19 protein-coding genes are annotated in these 16,790 nt (G+C 67.9%); 7 read left to right on the forward strand and 12 right to left on the reverse strand.

Annotation, left to right across the window (positions count from 1 at the left end; translation table 11 throughout):
• Positions 1-384 precede the first annotated feature (384 nt).
• Positions 385-714, reverse strand: a complete 330-nt coding sequence (locus ACFVAV_RS07535) for a hypothetical protein (protein WP_379031495.1) — start codon at positions 712-714, stop codon at positions 385-387.
• An 83-nt stretch (positions 715-797) separates the two neighbouring features.
• Between ACFVAV_RS07535 and ACFVAV_RS07540 the strand changes: the two genes are divergently transcribed.
• Both ACFVAV_RS07540 and ACFVAV_RS07545 read left to right on the forward strand, forming a co-directional pair.
• Positions 798-1,277 carry a hypothetical protein gene (locus ACFVAV_RS07540; RefSeq protein WP_379031498.1) on the forward strand — a complete coding sequence of 160 codons (480 nt, stop codon included), beginning with the start codon at positions 798-800 and terminating at the stop codon, positions 1,275-1,277.
• 11 nt (positions 1,278-1,288) lie between these two features.
• Positions 1,289-2,416 carry a hypothetical protein gene (locus tag ACFVAV_RS07545; protein ID WP_379031504.1) on the forward strand — a complete coding sequence of 376 codons (1,128 nt, stop codon included), beginning with the start codon at positions 1,289-1,291 and terminating at the stop codon, positions 2,414-2,416.
• Between the two features lie 41 nt (positions 2,417-2,457).
• Here ACFVAV_RS07545 and nrdE read toward each other — a convergent pair whose 3' ends face one another.
• The 4 genes from nrdE to ACFVAV_RS07565 form a co-directional block, all read right to left on the reverse strand.
• On the reverse strand, positions 2,458-4,587 hold the full coding sequence (gene nrdE / locus ACFVAV_RS07550; protein WP_379031837.1) for a class 1b ribonucleoside-diphosphate reductase subunit alpha: 2,130 nt from the start codon (positions 4,585-4,587) through the stop codon (positions 2,458-2,460).
• 11 nt (positions 4,588-4,598) lie between these two features.
• Complete coding sequence (gene nrdI, locus ACFVAV_RS07555; RefSeq protein ID WP_189027151.1) at positions 4,599-5,069, reverse strand: class Ib ribonucleoside-diphosphate reductase assembly flavoprotein NrdI; 471 nt, start codon at positions 5,067-5,069, stop codon at positions 4,599-4,601.
• A 23-nt stretch (positions 5,070-5,092) separates the two neighbouring features.
• Positions 5,093-5,326: a redoxin NrdH gene (locus ACFVAV_RS07560; protein WP_379031507.1), complete on the reverse strand. Its 234-nt coding sequence runs from the start codon at positions 5,324-5,326 to the stop codon at positions 5,093-5,095.
• 388 nt (positions 5,327-5,714) lie between these two features.
• Complete coding sequence (locus ACFVAV_RS07565; protein WP_379031510.1) at positions 5,715-6,284, reverse strand: NAD(P)H-dependent oxidoreductase; 570 nt, start codon at positions 6,282-6,284, stop codon at positions 5,715-5,717.
• 96 nt (positions 6,285-6,380) lie between these two features.
• Here ACFVAV_RS07565 and ACFVAV_RS07570 point away from each other — a divergent pair, with 96 nt between their 5' ends.
• Together ACFVAV_RS07570 and nadE are read left to right on the forward strand one after the other, a co-directional pair.
• On the forward strand, positions 6,381-7,025 hold the full coding sequence (locus ACFVAV_RS07570; RefSeq protein ID WP_379031513.1) for a TetR/AcrR family transcriptional regulator: 645 nt from the start codon (positions 6,381-6,383) through the stop codon (positions 7,023-7,025).
• Between the two features lie 6 nt (positions 7,026-7,031).
• Positions 7,032-7,856, forward strand: a complete 825-nt coding sequence (nadE, locus tag ACFVAV_RS07575) for an ammonia-dependent NAD(+) synthetase (protein WP_379031517.1) — start codon at positions 7,032-7,034, stop codon at positions 7,854-7,856.
• Here nadE and ACFVAV_RS07580 read toward each other — a convergent pair.
• The 4 genes from ACFVAV_RS07580 to moaA all read right to left on the reverse strand — a co-directional run bounded on the left by ACFVAV_RS07580 (position 7,853) and on the right by moaA (position 9,951).
• A complete protein-coding gene (locus ACFVAV_RS07580) occupies positions 7,853-8,092 on the reverse strand; it encodes a hypothetical protein (protein ID WP_379031520.1) in 240 nt (79 codons plus the stop codon). The genes nadE and ACFVAV_RS07580 overlap by 4 nt on opposite strands.
• A 188-nt stretch (positions 8,093-8,280) precedes the next feature.
• Complete coding sequence (locus tag ACFVAV_RS07585; protein ID WP_379031523.1) at positions 8,281-8,649, reverse strand: iron chaperone; 369 nt, start codon at positions 8,647-8,649, stop codon at positions 8,281-8,283.
• A gap of 8 nt (positions 8,650-8,657) precedes the next feature.
• Positions 8,658-8,900, reverse strand: coding sequence for a MoaD/ThiS family protein (locus tag ACFVAV_RS07590; RefSeq protein ID WP_379031526.1), 243 nt, complete (start codon positions 8,898-8,900; stop codon positions 8,658-8,660).
• On the reverse strand, positions 8,893-9,951 hold the full coding sequence (gene moaA / locus ACFVAV_RS07595) for a GTP 3',8-cyclase MoaA (RefSeq protein ID WP_379031529.1): 1,059 nt from the start codon (positions 9,949-9,951) through the stop codon (positions 8,893-8,895). Before moaA ends, ACFVAV_RS07590 begins: the two co-directional genes overlap by 8 nt.
• A gap of 142 nt (positions 9,952-10,093) precedes the next feature.
• On the opposite strand from moaA, the gene glp reads away from it, so the two are divergent.
• The 3 genes from glp to ACFVAV_RS07610 are packed head-to-tail and all read left to right on the forward strand — an operon-like array spanning position 10,094 to position 12,811.
• Positions 10,094-11,299: a gephyrin-like molybdotransferase Glp gene (gene glp / locus ACFVAV_RS07600; RefSeq protein ID WP_379031533.1), complete on the forward strand. Its 1,206-nt coding sequence runs from the start codon at positions 10,094-10,096 to the stop codon at positions 11,297-11,299.
• Entirely contained in the window at positions 11,296-12,387 is a 1,092-nt protein-coding gene (moaCB, locus tag ACFVAV_RS07605; RefSeq protein ID WP_379031536.1) for a bifunctional molybdenum cofactor biosynthesis protein MoaC/MoaB, read from the forward strand. Before glp ends, moaCB begins: the two co-directional genes overlap by 4 nt.
• Complete coding sequence (locus tag ACFVAV_RS07610) at positions 12,380-12,811, forward strand: molybdenum cofactor biosynthesis protein MoaE (protein WP_379031538.1); 432 nt, start codon at positions 12,380-12,382, stop codon at positions 12,809-12,811. Before moaCB ends, ACFVAV_RS07610 begins: the two co-directional genes overlap by 8 nt.
• A gap of 3 nt (positions 12,812-12,814) precedes the next feature.
• Here the strand turns inward: ACFVAV_RS07610 and ACFVAV_RS07615 are convergent, their stop codons facing one another.
• From ACFVAV_RS07615 to ACFVAV_RS07625, 3 genes are all read right to left on the reverse strand, one after another.
• Positions 12,815-13,834, reverse strand: coding sequence for a CobW family GTP-binding protein (locus tag ACFVAV_RS07615; protein WP_379031541.1), 1,020 nt, complete (start codon positions 13,832-13,834; stop codon positions 12,815-12,817).
• Between the two features lie 80 nt (positions 13,835-13,914).
• Positions 13,915-16,041 (reverse strand): N-acetylmuramoyl-L-alanine amidase, encoded by a 2,127-nt coding sequence (locus ACFVAV_RS07620; protein ID WP_379031544.1) that lies wholly within the window; start codon positions 16,039-16,041, stop codon positions 13,915-13,917.
• Between the two features lie 176 nt (positions 16,042-16,217).
• Positions 16,218-16,754, reverse strand: a complete 537-nt coding sequence (locus ACFVAV_RS07625; protein ID WP_379031547.1) for a sigma-70 family RNA polymerase sigma factor — start codon at positions 16,752-16,754, stop codon at positions 16,218-16,220.
• Positions 16,755-16,790: the final 36 nt, after the last annotated feature.

Below are 16,790 nucleotides of genomic sequence, written 5' to 3' on the forward strand. Positions count from 1 at the left end.
ACCGGGTTCCGATATCGTCTGGAGCGCGTATACAGCGATGTCGGGAGAGACCGCCACCGTGTCTGTCACGGATTGCGCCGTGGTGCGAATCGGCCATCATCGACCGGTTTACCCCTCCTCGGTACCGGCGAGGCCAATGCCCGCGTCCACAAACAGTTCGACCCAGCGACGCCGCATTAGCCACCGTTGCGCTGGTCACGCCGCAGCCGGTGACCGTGATTACGGCTGATCCCGATGACCTGGCGCTGCTGTGCGGCCCCGAAACCGCCATCATCGAGGTCTGAGCACCGACGCCGGTCACGGGAAGATCGTGAGGACGGCCCGATAGCGGGGAGGGCGTCGCGCGGCGCCGTCTCGATCTGGCAGCACGAAAGAGCTCCCGGACTACTGCATGTTCAGCCCACCTGTTTCCAACCCCGACATGAGGTTCTCCTGCTTCTGCGCGCTCTCCTCATCCGTACCGGTGAAGCTGTTGGCTGCGACGTAGAGCATCTCTGCCAGGTGGGCGAGCTGGGCCTTGATTGCTTCTCGATGCTTGTCGAGAACGTCCCAGAAGTGCGTATGCGCATTGCTGGCTTCGCTCACCCACGCGTTGCCTGGCATGACCAACTCGGAGTCGACAGTGCCGACGTCTCGCTTCACGTTCTCAAAGTTCACATCGAGCGCCTTGGCCGCCCTGAACAGTTCTCTGGGTTCTACTCCGAATTGCGACAATTGCTCTCCCCCTGGCAGATTGACGACACCGGGTAGCACTGTAGGGTGGTCATCTAGCACTCGCAAGCCTCGGGGACGATGCCATGAATCTCGACGATGTTCGACGATGGAATGTGGATGCACTAGATGCCCAGATCACCTCGCTCGCCAATCGAGTGACCCTTGTGGGTCAAGAAGCAGCCGACGTATCGTTCACCCGGACCAGTATCCGCGAATGGACCGGAAGTGCTGCCGTAGAAGCCTTTCTGCGCTTCGATGAACTCGATCGGACCCTTCTGCAAGGCCGCACCAGAGACAACGAGGTGCTGCGGCGCTGGCGCGCCGACCTCGCGAGTCTCGAGGCGATCAAAGAACGCCTTGCACGGTTGGATCAGTCGGTGGAAGAGGCGGGGTTGAAGATGGACAACATCGGTCAGATAACTGCCACTGCTGGCGACCCGTCTCCCGGAGTTGATATCACCCAGCTCGAGCGTGACGCCGAATCCATTCTCGCCGCAGCCACCGCCCTGGACACCAGTGCCGCCGCCACGTTCACTGCCGTGTCCAACGGCACCCTTCTCTGATCAGGATGCATATGCCGACACTGTTCAGCCGTGCCACGCGCGCACGTTCGGTCGTTGCGCTGGCGACCGTGGCGTGGATCGGGTCGTCGACTATTGCGTGCGGCGCCGATGTCGAGCAATCCGGACCGGCGGGCTCGTCGACGGACGTGGCGACCGATCAGCTATACGCTGTCGCCGATCGCCACGATGTCATCGTCATGCGGGGCGTCGTCGAGCTCTCGCGAACACCGGCCGAACTGGTTGGTCTGAATGACCTGATGCGGTTCACCGAGGATTCGCGATTCGTTATCTGGACCGAGGGTGCCGGGAATGACCGCGTCGTCGTCGCCATCACCGCCGGAACCGATTCGCAGGTCGTCCGCATACCGTGCCGATGCAGTCGAGTGGTGCCGATCGGGGGGAGCAAGGTGGCATGGATCGACGCCCCCGTCGATCCTTCTGAGCCCGATGTACTGCGATCAGCCGATCTTGCGGAGTCGACCGGGCCGAGCGTCTGGCGCACGCTCGAAACTGTGCCGAGCCCAAGCCAACCCGGCGAAAGGTGGAACCGCAACCATGTCATGCTCGGCTCACGGGGAAACCGAGTCCTGATCGGACACACCGAGTCCCAGGTGGGTTCAGACGCGGTGAAACACGAGGTTTTCGCCATCTCGACAGACGGTGAGATCGCGCAATACGGACCTGTACCCGACGTTGGCGGCTATCTCCGGAGCGGAGTCTTCGACCCCCGCGGGGAGGCGGTTGCGGTGCTGGCTGACAACACTGTCGACCCGAGATGTCGACAAGCTGTCGTAGCCGTTTCCGGTTCACACGGCACCGGTTTCCGGACGGCCGTTCCACAGGACTCTGGTTGTACCAGTGCCCAATCTATCGACTGGAATTCCGACCGGCCCTCGGTGGTTGTCCGGTACCGCTCGACGGACGACGCCCAGGGAGCCGACGCAGGTTTTCAGCGCTGGCAGTACAGCACCGTGTGGCAAGAAATGCCCGCGCCCGTTTTCACCGTCCATACCAGGGACAAATCGACACTGACCCTCGAACCCGGGGACAGTCCCACCAGCCTCTCGGCAACGTTTTCAGCAGGCGGTAAGCACACTGTCGTCGCACAAGGGGTACGCACGATCGCGGTGCCCGAATAACCGAATGCGGGCGGTCAATTCGAGACCGCCCGCATTCAGGCTCACAACATGCAGCTGACGCAGCCCTCCACCTCAGTCCCCTCCAGAGCCATCTGGCGCAGGCGGATGTAGTAGAGGGTTTTGATGCCCTTGCGCCAGGCATAGATCTGGGCCTTGTTCAGGTCGCGGGTGGTGGCGGTGTCCTTGAAGAAGAGCGTGAGCGACAGGCCCTGGTCCACGTGCTGGGTGGCCGCGGCGTAGGTGTCGATGATCTTCTCGTAGCCGATTTCGTAGGCGTCGTCGTAGTACTCGAGGTTGTCGTTGTCGAGGTACGGGGCCGGGTAGTAGACGCGGCCGATCTTGCCTTCCTTGCGGATCTCGATCTTCGACGCCACCGGGTGGATCGAGCTGGTGGAGTGGTTGATGTAGGAGATCGAACCGGTCGGCGGGACGGCCTGCAGGTTCTGGTTGTAGATGCCGAATTCCTGCACCGAGGCCTTCAGCTCACGCCAGTCGTCCTGGGTGGGGATGTGCACGCCGGCGTCGGCGAAGAGCTGGGCGACCTTGTCGGTCTTGGGCTCCCACGCCTGGTCGGTGTACTTGTCGAAGTACTCGCCGCTGGCGTACTTGGAGTCGGCGAACCCACCGAAGGCGGTGCCGCGCTCCTTGGCGATCAGGTTCGAGGCCCGGATCGCGTGGTAGACAACGGTATAGAAGTAGATGTTGGTGAAGTCAACGCCCTCTTCGGAGCCGTAGTGGACCCGCTCCCGCGCCAGGTACCCGTGCAGGTTCATCTGGCCGAGGCCGATGGCGTGGGACTCGTTGTTGCCCTGCTCGATCGAAGGCACCGAGTAGATGTGGGTCTGGTCCGAGACAGCGGTCAGCGCGCGGATCGAGGTCTCGATGGTCTGGCCGAAGTCGGGCGAGTCCATCGCCTTGGCGATATTGAGCGAGCCGAGGTTGCAGGAGATGTCCTTGCCGACCTTCGAGTAGGACAGGTCGTCGTTGAACTCCGAGGGGGTGGAGACCTGCAGGATCTCCGAGCACAGGTTCGAGTGGGTGATCTTGCCCTTGATCGGGTTGGCCCGGTTCACCGTGTCCTCGAACATGATGTACGGGTAGCCCGACTCGAACTGCAGCTCGGCGATGGTCTGGAAGAACTCGCGCGCCTTGATCTTCGACTTGCGGATGCGCTTGTCGTCGACCATCTCGTAGTACTTCTCGGTGACGTCGACATCGGCGAACGGCTTGCCGTAGATGCGCTCGACGTCGTACGGCGAGAACAGGTACATGTCCTCGTTCTTCTTCGCCAGCTCGAAGGTGATGTCGGGGATCACCACGCCCAGCGAGAGCGTCTTGATGCGGATCTTCTCGTCCGCGTTCTCGCGCTTGGTGTCGAGGAAGCGGTAGATGTCGGGGTGGTGCGCGTGCAGGTACACCGCGCCCGCGCCCTGGCGCGCGCCCAGCTGGTTGGCGTAGGAGAACGAGTCTTCCAGCAGCTTCATGATCGGGATGACACCCGAGCTCTGGTTCTCGATCTTCTTGATCGGCGCGCCGTGCTCACGAATGTTGCTCAGCAGCAGGGCGACACCGCCACCGCGCTTGGACAGCTGCAGCGCGGAGTTGATGGAGCGCCCGATGGACTCCATGTTGTCCTCGATGCGCAGCAGGAAGCAGGACACGGGCTCGCCGCGCTGCTTCTTGCCGGAGTTGAGGAAGGTCGGGGTGGCGGGCTGGAAACGACCGTCGATGATCTCGTCGACCAGCTTGCTCGCCAGCACCTCGTCGCCCGCGGCCAGCGTCAGCGCGACCATGACGACGCGGTCCTCGAAACGCTCCAGGTAGCGCTTCCCGTCGAAGGTCTTCAGCGTGTACGAGGTGTAGTACTTGAACGCGCCGAGGAAGGTGGGGAACCGGAACTTCTTGGCGTAGGCCTGCTGGAACAGGGCCTTGATGTACCCGCGGCTGTACTGGTCGAGGACCTCGGTCTCGTAGTAGTTCTCCTTGACCAGGTAGTCCAGCTTCTCGTCCAGGTTGTGGAAGAAGACCGTGTTCTGGTTGACGTGCTGCAAGAAGTACTGGTGTGCGGCCTCGCGGTCCTTGTCGAACTGGATCTTGCCGTCGGGGCCGTACAGGTTCAGCATCGCGTTGAGGGCGTGGTAGTCGAGGACCTCGCCCGCATCGGCGCGCACCGCGGCCTGCTCTAGGCGGGCAGTCTTGCCGGTCGGTGCTGTGGTTGCTGTTGCCAAAACAATCCCAATCCCTCTCGGACGCGCACGACGTCCTCAGCGGTTCCCATGAGTTCGAAGCGATACAGGTACGGCACCCCGCACTTGCGCGAGATGATGTCGCCTGCGGCGCAATAGGTATCGCCGAAGTTCGTGTTGCCGGCCGCGATCACCCCGCGCAGCAGGGCGCGGTTGTGCGGGTCGTTGAGGAACTTGGCGACCTGCCGCGGTACGAGGTCCTTGTCGGACCGTTGCCCACCCATGACGTGCCGACCACCCCCGTAAGTAGGAGTGATCAGCACGTAGGGTTCGTCGACGCGCAGCGAATCAGCGGTGTGCAGTGGTAGCCGAGTAGCCGGGAGACCCAGCTTCTCGACGAAACGATGAGTGTTCTCCGAAGCGCTGGAGAAGTAGACCAGCCCGCCCGGAGTGATCCGCTCGGGCATGGGTGCCTCCTTCCGGCGAAGTCCTAGGCGGCCGCGACCGCGAGCGACTTGATGCGGTCGGGACGGAAGCCCGACCAGTGATCCTCGCCCGCGACGACGACGGGCGCCTGCAGGTAGCCGAGCGCCATGACGTAGTCACGCGCGTCGGTGTTCTCGGAGATGTCGATGATCTCGTAGTCCACCCCGGCCTTGTCGAGCGCCTTGTAGGTGGCATTGCACTGGACGCAAGCGGGCTTGGTGTACACGGTGATGGTCATCTAGAGTCCCTCTCTCCTATGCCTGATCCACAGCCTGTGATCCGTATGCAGTGCACGAACGGTGATGCTGCGCAAACTCCTGGATCTGGCGAAGAAAGCCCTGCTCGTAACCCCTTCCCTTGGGCCCGATCAGTGGTGGCTTCACACCGTCTTCCAGTACTGGAGACACTACACCTAGTGGCCGACAGTTTGGAACAACACAAGGTGTTGCGAGTCGCACAGATGTAATTCCCACGCCGTAAGTCCCAGGACGCGCGATCGACACGCTGGGAAAACAGTGGCCCAGATCACGATTTTGCATCCCGGCGAGTCTTCAGCAAACTTCGCGGACAGCGAAGGGGCGTCGCCTCCGTGGTGGATGCGACGCCCCTTCGAGCCGACCGACAGCTTACGCCGAGACGAGCGTGCCGTCAGCCGCGGCTACCAGCTCGTGGACGGTGGCGCCGAGCTGGGTCAGCGCCTCGGCATCCTGGGTCGGGTGGGTCCGGCCGAACCGCTCGCCGATGGTGCCGAAGCGCGCGTGCGCCGCCTCGACGACGACGCCACCGGCGACACCGATCGCCTTGACCGCGTCACCGTGCGCCCACTCGGCGGCACGCGGGCTGATCGACGCGCTCACCACGGCGACCGGCTTGCCCTTGATCGCGCCCGCGGCGTAGGGACGCGAGGCCCAGTCGATGGCGTTCTTCAGCACGGCGGGCAGGGTGCCGTTGTATTCGGGGGTGACCAGCAGGACGGCGTCGGCTGCGGCGACAGCGCCGCGCAGCGCCTCGGCCTGCGCGGGAACCGAGCCGGGGACATCCAGGTCCTCGTTGTAGAACGGGATCTCGGCCAGACCCTCGTAGATCGCGATCTCGACGCCTTCCGGCGCGGTCTGCACGGCGGCCTCGGCCAGCTGGCGGTTGATCGAGCCCGCGCGCAGGCTTCCGACGAGAGTGAGGATGCGGGTCCCGGCCATGACGACTCCTGGTGTACTCAGTGGGATGATCGAAGTTTCATCCGACATTAACCGGACCCCAGTCCGATTACTTCCCGCGGAGGACGTGTGAGCGGCGTGAGCTCCAGCACACCCAGGTCGGACGAGCCACCCCTGCTGCGGATCGGGCCGCCGCTGCCCGGCAACGCCGAGCCGATCGAGCGCGCCGACGCCGCCCGCAACCGGGCGCTGCTGCTCGACGCGGCCCAGCAGCTGGTCCGTGAGCACGGGGTGGGTGGGCTGACCATGGACGCGGTCGCCAAGCGCGCGGGCGTCGGCAAGGGCACCGTCTTCCGCCGGTTCGGTAATCGCACCGGGCTGATGCTGGCCCTGCTCGACCACTCCGAACAGAAGTTCCAGGCCGCCTTCATGTTCGGGCCCGCCCCGCTCGGCCCGGACGCGAGCCCGGTCGAGCGGCTGATCGCGTTCGGGCGCACCCGGCTGCTCGACATCGAGGTCGAAGGCGATCTGCACCGGGCCGCCGAGGAGGGGCGTTTCGGCGGTGGGCCGTACGGCCTGCACAAGGCGCACGTCGTGCTGCTGTTGCGCGCGGCCGGGGTGACCGGGGAACCGCCGCTGATCGCCGACACGCTGCTGTCCACGCTGTCGGCGGCGCTGGTCATTCACCAGATCGACATCCTGGGCTACACCCGTGCTCAGATCGGCGACAACTGGGAATGGCTCGTTCGCCGGGTCGTTTCGGCTGCCGCACAAGTAGAGTGAGGCCGCATGGGGACACTGCGTGAACAGATCATCGCCGAGTTGGGCGTGCTACCGGAGATCGAGCCGAAGCAGGAGGTCCGCCGTCGCGTCGACTTCCTCAAGGACTATCTGAACTCCACCCCCGCCGCCGGCTTCGCCCTCGGCGTCAGCGGCGGCCAGGACAGTGCGCTCGCGGGCAGGCTGTGCCAGCTCGCCGTCGAGGAGTTGCGCGCCGAGGGCATCGCGGCGAAGTTCCTCGCGGTGCGCCTGCCCTACGGCGTCCAGGCCGACGAACACGATGCCCAGACCGCCCTGAACTTCATCGATCCCGATCGGTCGGTCGTGGTGAACATCCGGCCCGGCGCCGACTCGGTGGCCGCCGAGGTCGCGGGCGCGCTCGACCACGAGCGGCTGCGCGATTTCGTGCGCGGCAACATCAAGGCCCGCGAGCGGATGGTCGCCCAGTACGCGCTGGCCGGGCAGGAGAACCTGCTGGTGGTCGGCACCGATCACGCCGCCGAGGCGGTCACCGGGTTCTTCACCAAGTTCGGCGACGGCGGCGTCGACCTGACCCCGCTCACCGGCCTCACCAAGCGCCAGGGCGCCGCCCTCCTGCAGGAACTGGGCGCCTCCTCGAGCATCTGGTCCAAGGTCCCCACCGCCGACCTCGAGGACGACCGCCCTGCTCTCCCCGACGAGGACGCCCTCGGCCTGCGCTACACCGAAATCGACGACTACCTCGAAGGCAAGGACGTCACCCCCGAGGTCGCCGCCCGCGTCGAGTCGATCTTCACCAACACCCGCCACAAGCGCACCGTCCCGGTGACCCCCCTCGACACCTGGTGGCGCTAGGCCGGCATCGCCTCGACGAACCCGATCACGAAACCCACCACGGCCGCGGCGAGCGTCACCCCGGTCAGGCCGAGCCCGAACAGGTTCCCGCGGCGACTCCGCGCCTGCCGGGTCTCGGCGTCGAGCCCCGCTTCCTTCGCCGACGGCAGGAAGAACAGCACGATCGCGCCGAGGCAACCTGCCGCCAGTATCCACGCGAACGGATTGAAGCCGCGCTGGTAGGCCAGCACACCCATGAGCATCATGATCAAGATCGTCAGTAGAGACACAGCACACGCTTTCCGAAATCCCACCGCCCGATCGGGCGGGATGTCGAGCGTATCGATGTCGCGGGCACGGATCCAATTCCGCAGTGAAGCAGCATATTTCGTTGCACGGCGGTCTGGTCGCACGTGATGGCTCGGTGAAACCGGCACACGTCGCCTCAGCAGATGACGGCGCCGTCGCCGGAGACGGTGGCGCGCAAGAGGTCCCGGAGCAGGTCGAAGTCGATCTCGGCCGGGTTACGGAAGCGGAGGCAGCCCTTGCCCATGTCGTGGGCCGACAGGCGGTCGGCGAAGGCGGTGCGGACGTCGGAGCGCAGGAGGTAGAAGGAGATGTACTGCTTCTGGCTCGCGTAGGCGATTTCGCCGACGCCGTCGCGTTCGTAGGCGGGCATGCCGTGGGACATGACCTCGGTGAAGCCGGCGAGTTCGGCCAGGCAGAGCTCACGCAGGCGGGTCAGTGCCGCGCGTCGGTCAGCGGGGAGTTCGGCGAGATAGGTGGCAACGTCGGGGGCTTTGCTCTGCACCATGGGCGTGGTTAGCCGCCGGCGAACGGGGGCAGGACGTCGACGCGGTCGCGGAGCATGGCCGACGGGTCGCGGGTGAGTTCGTCGCCGATCAGGAAGGCGCAGACGCCGACGAGGCTGTCCACGTCCGAACCGTAGGTGGCGGCCAGCGTCGCCTTGAGATCGGCGACGGTCGCTCCGTCGGGTAGATCGAGTGATTCGGTGTTCTTGCCGACAGCGTCGGCGATCGCGGCGAAGTAGCGGACCTCAACCACCGATGGCTCCCATCGTGCGTTCCGGGGGGACGAAGCCGGCTGCGTCGATGCCGTGACCAGCCCATTTCTGCCACATCGCGCCGCGCCACAGCTCGGCGACCTCGTCGTCGTCGGCGCCGGCGCGCAGCGCGGTCCGCACGTCGAACTCCTGGTCGCTGAACAGGCACGAGCGCAGCATGCCGTCGGCGGTGAGCCGGGTGCGGTCGCAGCTGTCACAGAACTTGCGGGTGACGGTGGCGATGATGCCGACCGTCGCCGGTCCGCCGTCGACCAGCCACTTCTCGGCCGGTGCCGACGGATCGGAGCGACCGGCCTCGGTGAGGGCGAACCGCTCGCCGAGCACATCGAGCAGGTCGGCCGCGGTCACCATGTTGTTGCGTGCCCACTCGTGGTCGGCGTCGAGCGGCATCTCCTCGATGAACCGCAGCTCGCACTGTTCGGCCAGACACCACGCGAGCAGGTCCGGCGCGCCGGCCAGGTTCTGGCGCATCAGGACCGCGTTCACCTTCACCGGAGCCAGGCCGGCGTCGCGGGCGACACGAATGCCGTTGAGCACCGATTCGAGCCGGTCGCGGCGGGTCAGCCGGGTGAAGTCGACCCGGTCGACGGTGTCGAGGGAGACGTTGACCCTGCTCAGGCCCGCCTTCGCGAGGGCGTGCGCGCGGTGTTCGAGGCCGACGCCGTTGGTCGTCATCGCCAGCGGCGTGCCCGGCACCGCCGCATGACAGCCCGCGATGATCTCCTCGAGCTCCCGGCGCATCAGCGGCTCTCCGCCGGTGAAGCGCACCTCGCGCACGCCGAGTTCCCGCACCGCGAGCGAGACCAGCCGGACGATCTCGTCGGCGCTGAGCAGCTCCTCGCGCGGAATCGGCGGCAGCCCTTCCTCGGGCATGCAATAGGTACAGCGCAGGGAGCACTTCTCGGTGATGGAGACCCGCAGATCGCGCGCGACCCGGCCGAAGCGGTCGACGAGGAGCGGCGTATCGGGCCGGCCGTCGAGGGAAGGCCGCTCCGATCGCACAGCGGGTATCCCCATTTCGACCAGCGTCATTCCTACAGTATGACTCGTGGAGCCGGGCGCGAGCCGTGCGGAGCGCCGATCTGTCACGAAGTCGACAGCTCACCACCCTGAGTCGGGCACGGTGAGCGACGCGGGAAGAACCCGCCGGTCGGGTGGCGATTAGGCTGGCAGCATGACTCCCCGGCCCGCCACCGCGTCGGCGCGCAGTGTCGACGAGTACCGCGACACCGTCGCCGCGCTGCTGGCCCACCTCGCCGACCGCGCCGACGAGCAGGTGGCGGTGCCCGATGCGCTCGGCCGGGTGCTCTCGGCCGATGTGCGCTCACCCATCGACCTCCCGGTGTTCCGGAACTCGGCGATGGACGGGTACGCGGTGCGCGCCGCCGATGTCGCCGTCACCCCGGTGACCATGCCGGTCGCCGGAGTCGTCGCGGCGGGCAAGCCGGGAACGGCGGCACTGCCCGCGGGCTCGGCACTCAAGGTGATGACCGGTGCGCCGATCCCGCCCGGCGCCGACTGTGTCGTCCCGGTCGAGGACGTGCAGGCAGGCGAGGGCCGGATCACGGTCGAGCGTGGTCGCGGTCGCGGCGAGTTCGTGCGGGAGGCGGGCACCGATGTGCGCGCCGGTGAGCTGGTCGCCAGGGCGGGCACCGTGCTCGCGCCCCGGCACATCGCCGCGCTGGCCGCCGTCGGCCTGCCTGCCGTGCCGGTGCTGAGCCGGCTACGCGCGGTCTGTATCACCACCGGCGACGAACTCCAGCCCGCCGGGACCGAACTTGCGCCGGGACAGATCTACAACTCGAACGGGATCGCGCTGGCCGCCGCCCTGCGGGCCGACGGTGTCGAGGTCGTCGAGGTCGCGCACAGCACCGACGATCCGGCGGAGTTCACCGCCGTGCTGCGCGCCGCGGTCGCCGCCGCCGATCTCGTCTTCACCTCCGGCGGGGTGTCCAAGGGCGATTTCGAGGTCGTCAAGGATGTGCTGGAACCGCTCGGCGGCACCTTCGGTTCGGTCGCGGTGCAACCCGGCGGACCGCAGGGATACACGGTCGTCGACGGTGTGCCCGTGCTGAGCTTCCCCGGGAATCCGGTGAGCACGACGGTGTCCTATGCCGTGTTCGCCCGCGAGGTGGTACGCGCGCTCGGCGGTCTGCCCGCACCCGACACCGCCGAGATGACCCTGCTGACGCCGGTGCGCTCCCCCGCGGGACGCCGTCAGTATCTCCGCGGCTTGGTGACCGACGACGGCGTCGAGGTCGTCTCGGGTCCGGGGTCCCATCTCATCGCCGGCATGGCCTGGGCCGATGTGCTGGTCGATGTGCCCGCCGAGGTCACCTCGCTGCCCGCGGGTGCCGCTGTGCGAATCTTGACGCTATGAGCGAGTTGTCCCACGTCGACCGCGAGGGTCGGGCACGCATGGTCGATGTCAGCGCCAAGGCCGACACCGCCCGGATCGCCGTTGCCGCAGGGGAATTGCAGACCACCGCCGAGGTCGTCGCGCTCGTCCGAGCCGAGGGCATGCCCAAGGCGGACGTGCTGTCGACGGCGCGGCTGGCCGGAATCGCCGGTGCCAAGAAGACTTCCGAGCTGATCCCGCTGTGTCATCAGCTGGCGCTGTCGTCGGTGAAGGTGGAGTTCGGGTTCACCGAGACGACCATCACGGTGGAGGCGACCGCGAAGACTACCGGGCCGACCGGGGTCGAGATGGAGGCGCTGACCGCCGTCGCCGTCGCGGGGCTCACGCTGCACGACATGGTGAAGGCCGTGGATCCCGCCGCGGTGATGAACGGGGTGCGGCTGCTCACCAAAGAAGGTGGGAAGCACGGACATTGGGTGCGGCCCGAGGCGGAACCTTCCGGCGAGGCGCTGAGCCGGTTGGCTCAGGTCGACACCGGATCCGCGCCGGACGCGGGAAACCTCGGCGTCGCCGAGGCCGCCGCCCCGGCGACGGCCACACCGATCGCGACCGAACATGCGGTCGCCGTGAGTGATTCGCGCACTGCCGTGGTCGTGGTCGCGTCCACCGGTGCGGCAGCGGGCACCCGCGTCGACACCACCGGACCGGTGCTCACCGAATGGCTGACAACGCAAGGCTTCTCGGTGCGCGGCCCGCTCGTCTACGCTGATGCCGAGATCGCGACCGGCCTGGCCGACGCCCTGCTCACCGGCCCCGCGCTGGTGATCACCACCGGCGGCACCGGTGCCTCCCCCACCGACGCCACCCCCGAGGCCACCCGTGCCGTACTCGACCGCGAACTGCCGGGTGTCGCCGACGCCATTCGTCAGCGTGGCACCGCGAAGTTCCCGCTCGCCGCGCTCAGCCGTGGGGTGGCGGGGCTGGCAGGCCACACCGTCGTGGTCAACCTGCCCGGTTCGCCGGGCGGGGTGAAGGACGGGATCGCGGTCCTGGAACCACTGTTGGACCATCTGCTCGCGCAAGTAGCCGGAGGCGGCGACCATGAATGACCACGGCGCGGTGCGCCTGACCGCGATCAGCGATCAGGCGCTCGATCCCATCGCCGTCGAAAGTGCCGTCGACGGACCGGAATTCGGCGCTGTCGTCGTCTTCACCGGCAAGGTGCGCAATCACGACGCGGGCCAGGCCGTGACCTCGCTGGAGTACTCGGCCCACCCGCAGGCCGAGCGGTTCCTGCACGCCATCTGCGCCGAAGTCGCCACCGCGCACGGGCTTCCGGTGGCGGCGACGCACCGTATCGGTTCGCTCACCATCGGCGATCTGGCGATCGTCGTCGCGGTCGCCGCACCGCATCGGGCCGAGGCGTTCACCGTCTGCGCCGAACTCGTCGACCGGATCAAGCACGAGGCGCCGATCTGGAAACGGCAGCTGTTCGCCGACGGCCTGTCCGAATGGGTCAACGCCTGCGGCTGAGCGTCACTGCGGGGTGTAGCGCCACACGCCGAGCATCGCCTGCTCGTCCATCGGTTCGTCGCCGTCGAAGACGGTGGCGTGCAAGCGATCCAGGGCCGCGTCCGGGTCGAGCCCGGAGCCGATCAGCACCAGATTCGACACGCGTTCCTCGCCGCGCGCCCACGGGCCCGGGGTGAAGACCACGTGCCTGCCGACGAGGTGCATCTCGAATTTGCGCCGCTCCCCCGCCACCGCGAAGGCCACACAGCCCTTGGCGCGGAACAGTCCCGGCGGCGGATCCTCCAGGAAGGCGATCAGCGCCCGCGGATTCAGCGCGCGCTTGCTGGTGAACGACACCGACACGTACTCGTCGTGCAGGTGCCGATGGTCGGGGTCGTCGTGATCGTGGTCGTGCTCGTCGAGCAGCGAGTCGAAACTCAACTGCTGGGCCACCTTCGGCGCCGCGAGCTCGCGATCGTCGAACAGCAGTCCGGGATCGACGCGGCCGTGGGTCGTCGCGTACACCGGGACCTGCCCCACCCAGCCCGCCACCTGCTCGCGCAGCTCGGCCAGCGCGTCGGCCGACACCCGGTCGGCCTTGTTCACCAGCACCAGATCCGCCAGCCGCAGATGTGTCACCAGCTCGGGGTGCTGCGCGCTGGTCGCGCCGAACAGCTCGGCGTCGACGACCTCGACCAATCCGCCGTACCCGATCCGCGGATTCGGGTTGGCCACCACCATCCGGATCAGATTCCGCGGTTCGGCCAGCCCGCTCGCCTCCACCACGATCACGTCGACGGCGCTGCGCGGCTGCGCCAGGCGCGCGAACAGGTCGTCGAGCTCGGACACGTCCACCGCGCAGCACACGCAGCCGTTGCCCAGCGACACCATCGCGTCGACTTGCCCGGCCACCAGCATCGCGTCGATGTTCACCGCACCGAAGTCGTTGACCACCACGCCGATCCGGGTACCCCGGTTGTTGCGCAACAGGTAGTTGAGCAGGGTCGTCTTCCCCGACCCGAGAAAACCCGCAACGATCACCACAGGAATCACTGTGTCGATTGTGCCCGAACGGCCGAAGCCGCCGGCTCCTGGGCGGAGTCGGCGGCTTCGGGTGCGCTCGGTTACTTCGTCGGGCCGAAGACGATGCCGACCAGGGTGTAGGCCAGATTGATCAACTGGCTGGTGACGGCGGTGTTGTCCATGCCGAGGGCCTCGGCCAGCGGCATCAGCAGGTTCATGACGGTGAGGATCGGGCCGCCGAGGTCGCTGAGGTCGAGTTCGGAGCCGGACTTGTCCGGGGTATTCGGGGCCACCTGGGGCTTCGGGGCCGCCTGGGGCTTCGGGGTGGTGCCGCGTTTGCGGGGAGTGGTTGTCGACGGTGCCTCGGGGGCGCCCGGCGCGGCGGTGCGCGCTTCGGTGCCACCGGGAACCTTCAGCTGACCGCCCGACCCGGTCGGCGGCTTCGGGGCGGGCTGCTGGGCGGGAGCTCGATCAGCCGGAGCGGGATCGCGGCCGGGAGCTGTCAGACGGCCGCTGGAACCGCTCGGCAGATCGCGCTCCGCGATCGGGTGCTGTGCCGGGGCGGGCACTACCCCGGGCACCGAGTCATCGATCGGGACGTGAGCCGGGATGATCTCCGCCCGCATGGGTCGCGGTGCGGGCTCGGCCGCGGGCGGCTGGTCGCCGTTGGGGGGCGTCTGGGCCGGGGCCGCGGCAGGACCCTGCGCGTCGGCGGGGGCGGGCGCTGGAGTGGGGCCAGCGGGGGCAGGCGCTGGAGTAGGAGCGTCGGGGCCAGGCGCTGGAGTGGGTGCGCCGGCGGGGGCGGGCGCGTTGGCGTCAGCCGGGGCGGGCGCGCCCGCCGGAGCAGGCGAGTTGGCCGGACCGGCTGGAGCAGTCGCGTCACCCGGAGCAGGCGCGCCAGCCGGAGCAGGCACGTTGGCCGGAGCAGGAGCGTTGGCGTCAGCCGGGGCGGGCGCGCCCGCCGGAGCAGGCGAGTTGGCCGGTCCGGCTGGAGCAGTCGTGTCACCCGGAGCAGGCGCGTTGGCCGGAGCAGGTCCGTCGGCCGGAGCAGGCGCGTTGGCTCGGGCAGGCGCGCCAGCCGGAGCAGGCAGTTTGGCCGGAGCAGGTCCGTCAGCCGGAGCAGGCAGTTTGGCCGGAGCAGGTCCGTCAGCCGGAGCAGGTACGTTGCCGTCAGCCGGAGCGGGCGAGCCAGCCGGAGCAGGCGCATTGGCCTCAGCCGGAGCAGGCGATGGCGGGGCGGCGAGGCTCGGCGTCGGAGCGGGCGCGTCGGCGGGTTCACCGGCCGGGTTGGGGGCCGCATTCGAGGCCGCACCAGGTCCCGTGTGCGGCGGTGACTCCACCTCTGGCTCCCGCGCGGGCGTCGGCGCGGTGGTCGCCGCGGGCGCCCCGCCGGGAGCGGGTTTCGAATCCGGCGCGGACGCGGGCACGGACGCACCGACCGGCTTGTCCAGCAGGAAACCGACCACGCCGGTCGTGATGGCGAGGGCGTGTTTCAGCTGTCCCTCGCGCGATTCGAGCAGCGCGGCGTCCTGGGCATTGGCGCCGTTGCCCATCTCCACGAACACCAGCGGCACCTGCGTCAATGCCGGACCGGCCACATCCGCGCGGGTCTGCAGGCCATTGCTGACCCCGGCATAGGTGGCGGCCGGGAAGCCGGCGGCGAGGTAGGCATCGCGGACCACGGCCGATGCGGCGCGGCCGGGGCCGGACTGCGCCAGGTCGGCGGCCGAGTCCGGGATCGGCAGTTGCGGCACGATCAGGTGGAAGCCGCGCTGGTCGGCGGGCGCGCTGTCGGCGTGGATACTCACCGCGACCGCGGCGCCGGACTGGTTGGCCGCGCGGGCGCGATCGTCGACGCACCCGCCCCAGCCTTCGTCATCGGCGCGGCTGAGCACCACGTCGGCGCCCAGCGCCTGCAGCGACGTCTTCACCAACTCGGCGACTTTCCAGTTGATGGTGTGCTCGGGGACGCCGTTCAGCGACGTCATGCCGGTGGTCTGGCAGGCCTTGGTGCCGCCACGGCCGTTGTCTACCTGGCGGCTCAGGTCCTGCGCGTGCGCAGACCCCTGATGACCCGGGTCGAGGAAGATCGTCTTGCCCAAGAGCTGATCGCCGGTGGCTGGTTCGGGCGCCGCGGCGGCCGGGCCGGGCACGAGCCCGGTCAGCGAGATGACGACCGCGGCGGAGACGGTGGAGCAGAGACCGGCCTTGATGATGTTTGGTTGCATGTTCGGTCGGTGCTCCGGAACGGAGCACCCCTCCCTTCCCATTGGTAACACCAAACCCAGTGGTTAACTCTTGCAACGTGAGCAACCGCAGAGCAAGCACAGTTACCGAACTGTGACAGGGAGAAAGCGCAGATTATCGCTGGTCACGCGCCCAGATCGCGACCGCGGAAGACCGATCAGGCAACCTCAGGCAATTGCCGCAGCGAGCGCAGCGCGTAGTGCACGCGGGTCTTGACCGTGCCGACGGGAACGCCGAAATCCGCGGCCACTTCCCGGTACCCACGATCACGCAGGATCACCTCGACCACCGCGGCCCGCTGCGGCTCGGACAGGCGCGCCAGCAGCTGGTCGACGAACAGCCCGTCGACGAGTCCGTCCGCGAAGTCCGGCTTACCGCAACCCGCGACCTCGGTGATGTCGTCCCAGCCGACGTCACCGGGCCGGGCGGCGCGGGCCCGCACGATGTCGACGACGACATTGCGCTCGATCGCCAGCAGCCACGTCCGCACACTGCCTTTGCGGGCGTCGAAGTCGCGACACGAGCGCCAGCCGCGCAGCAGCGTCTCCTGCACGGCGTGTTCGGCCAGGCCCGGGTCACCGAGACTGCGCATCGCCCGCCAGTGCAGCAGGCCACGGTCGGCGGCCAGCACCTCGGCCAGCCCGTCGGTGGTACACAGGCGCGCGCAGTGCGCACCGCAGGAGTTGTCCGTCATATGGAGTTATCGCGGCACGCGCCACCGATGACAACG

It is taken from the genome of Nocardia sp. NPDC057663 (assembly GCF_042799895.1).
Lineage (GTDB): Bacteria > Actinomycetota > Actinomycetes > Mycobacteriales > Mycobacteriaceae > Nocardia.

Coding starts and splice junctions, on each gene's coding strand:
- ACFVAV_RS07540 (WP_379031498.1), top strand. CDS start 798: ATGAATCTCGACGATGTTCGACGATGGAATGTGGATGCACTAGATGCC.
- ACFVAV_RS07545 (WP_379031504.1), top strand. CDS start 1,289: ATGCCGACACTGTTCAGCCGTGCCACGCGCGCACGTTCGGTCGTTGCG.
- nrdI (WP_189027151.1), bottom strand. CDS start 5,069: ATGCCCGAGCGGATCACTCCGGGCGGGCTGGTCTACTTCTCCAGCGCT.
- ACFVAV_RS07560 (WP_379031507.1), bottom strand. CDS start 5,326: ATGACCATCACCGTGTACACCAAGCCCGCTTGCGTCCAGTGCAATGCC.
- ACFVAV_RS07565 (WP_379031510.1), bottom strand. CDS start 6,284: ATGGCCGGGACCCGCATCCTCACTCTCGTCGGAAGCCTGCGCGCGGGC.
- nadE (WP_379031517.1), top strand. CDS start 7,032: ATGGGGACACTGCGTGAACAGATCATCGCCGAGTTGGGCGTGCTACCG.
- ACFVAV_RS07580 (WP_379031520.1), bottom strand. CDS start 8,092: ATGGGTGTGCTGGCCTACCAGCGCGGCTTCAATCCGTTCGCGTGGATA.
- ACFVAV_RS07585 (WP_379031523.1), bottom strand. CDS start 8,649: ATGGTGCAGAGCAAAGCCCCCGACGTTGCCACCTATCTCGCCGAACTC.
- moaA (WP_379031529.1), bottom strand. CDS start 9,951: ATGACGCTGGTCGAAATGGGGATACCCGCTGTGCGATCGGAGCGGCCT.
- glp (WP_379031533.1), top strand. CDS start 10,094: ATGACTCCCCGGCCCGCCACCGCGTCGGCGCGCAGTGTCGACGAGTAC.
- moaCB (WP_379031536.1), top strand. CDS start 11,296: ATGAGCGAGTTGTCCCACGTCGACCGCGAGGGTCGGGCACGCATGGTC.
- ACFVAV_RS07610 (WP_379031538.1), top strand. CDS start 12,380: ATGAATGACCACGGCGCGGTGCGCCTGACCGCGATCAGCGATCAGGCG.
- ACFVAV_RS07620 (WP_379031544.1), bottom strand. CDS start 16,041: ATGCAACCAAACATCATCAAGGCCGGTCTCTGCTCCACCGTCTCCGCC.
- ACFVAV_RS07625 (WP_379031547.1), bottom strand. CDS start 16,754: ATGACGGACAACTCCTGCGGTGCGCACTGCGCGCGCCTGTGTACCACC.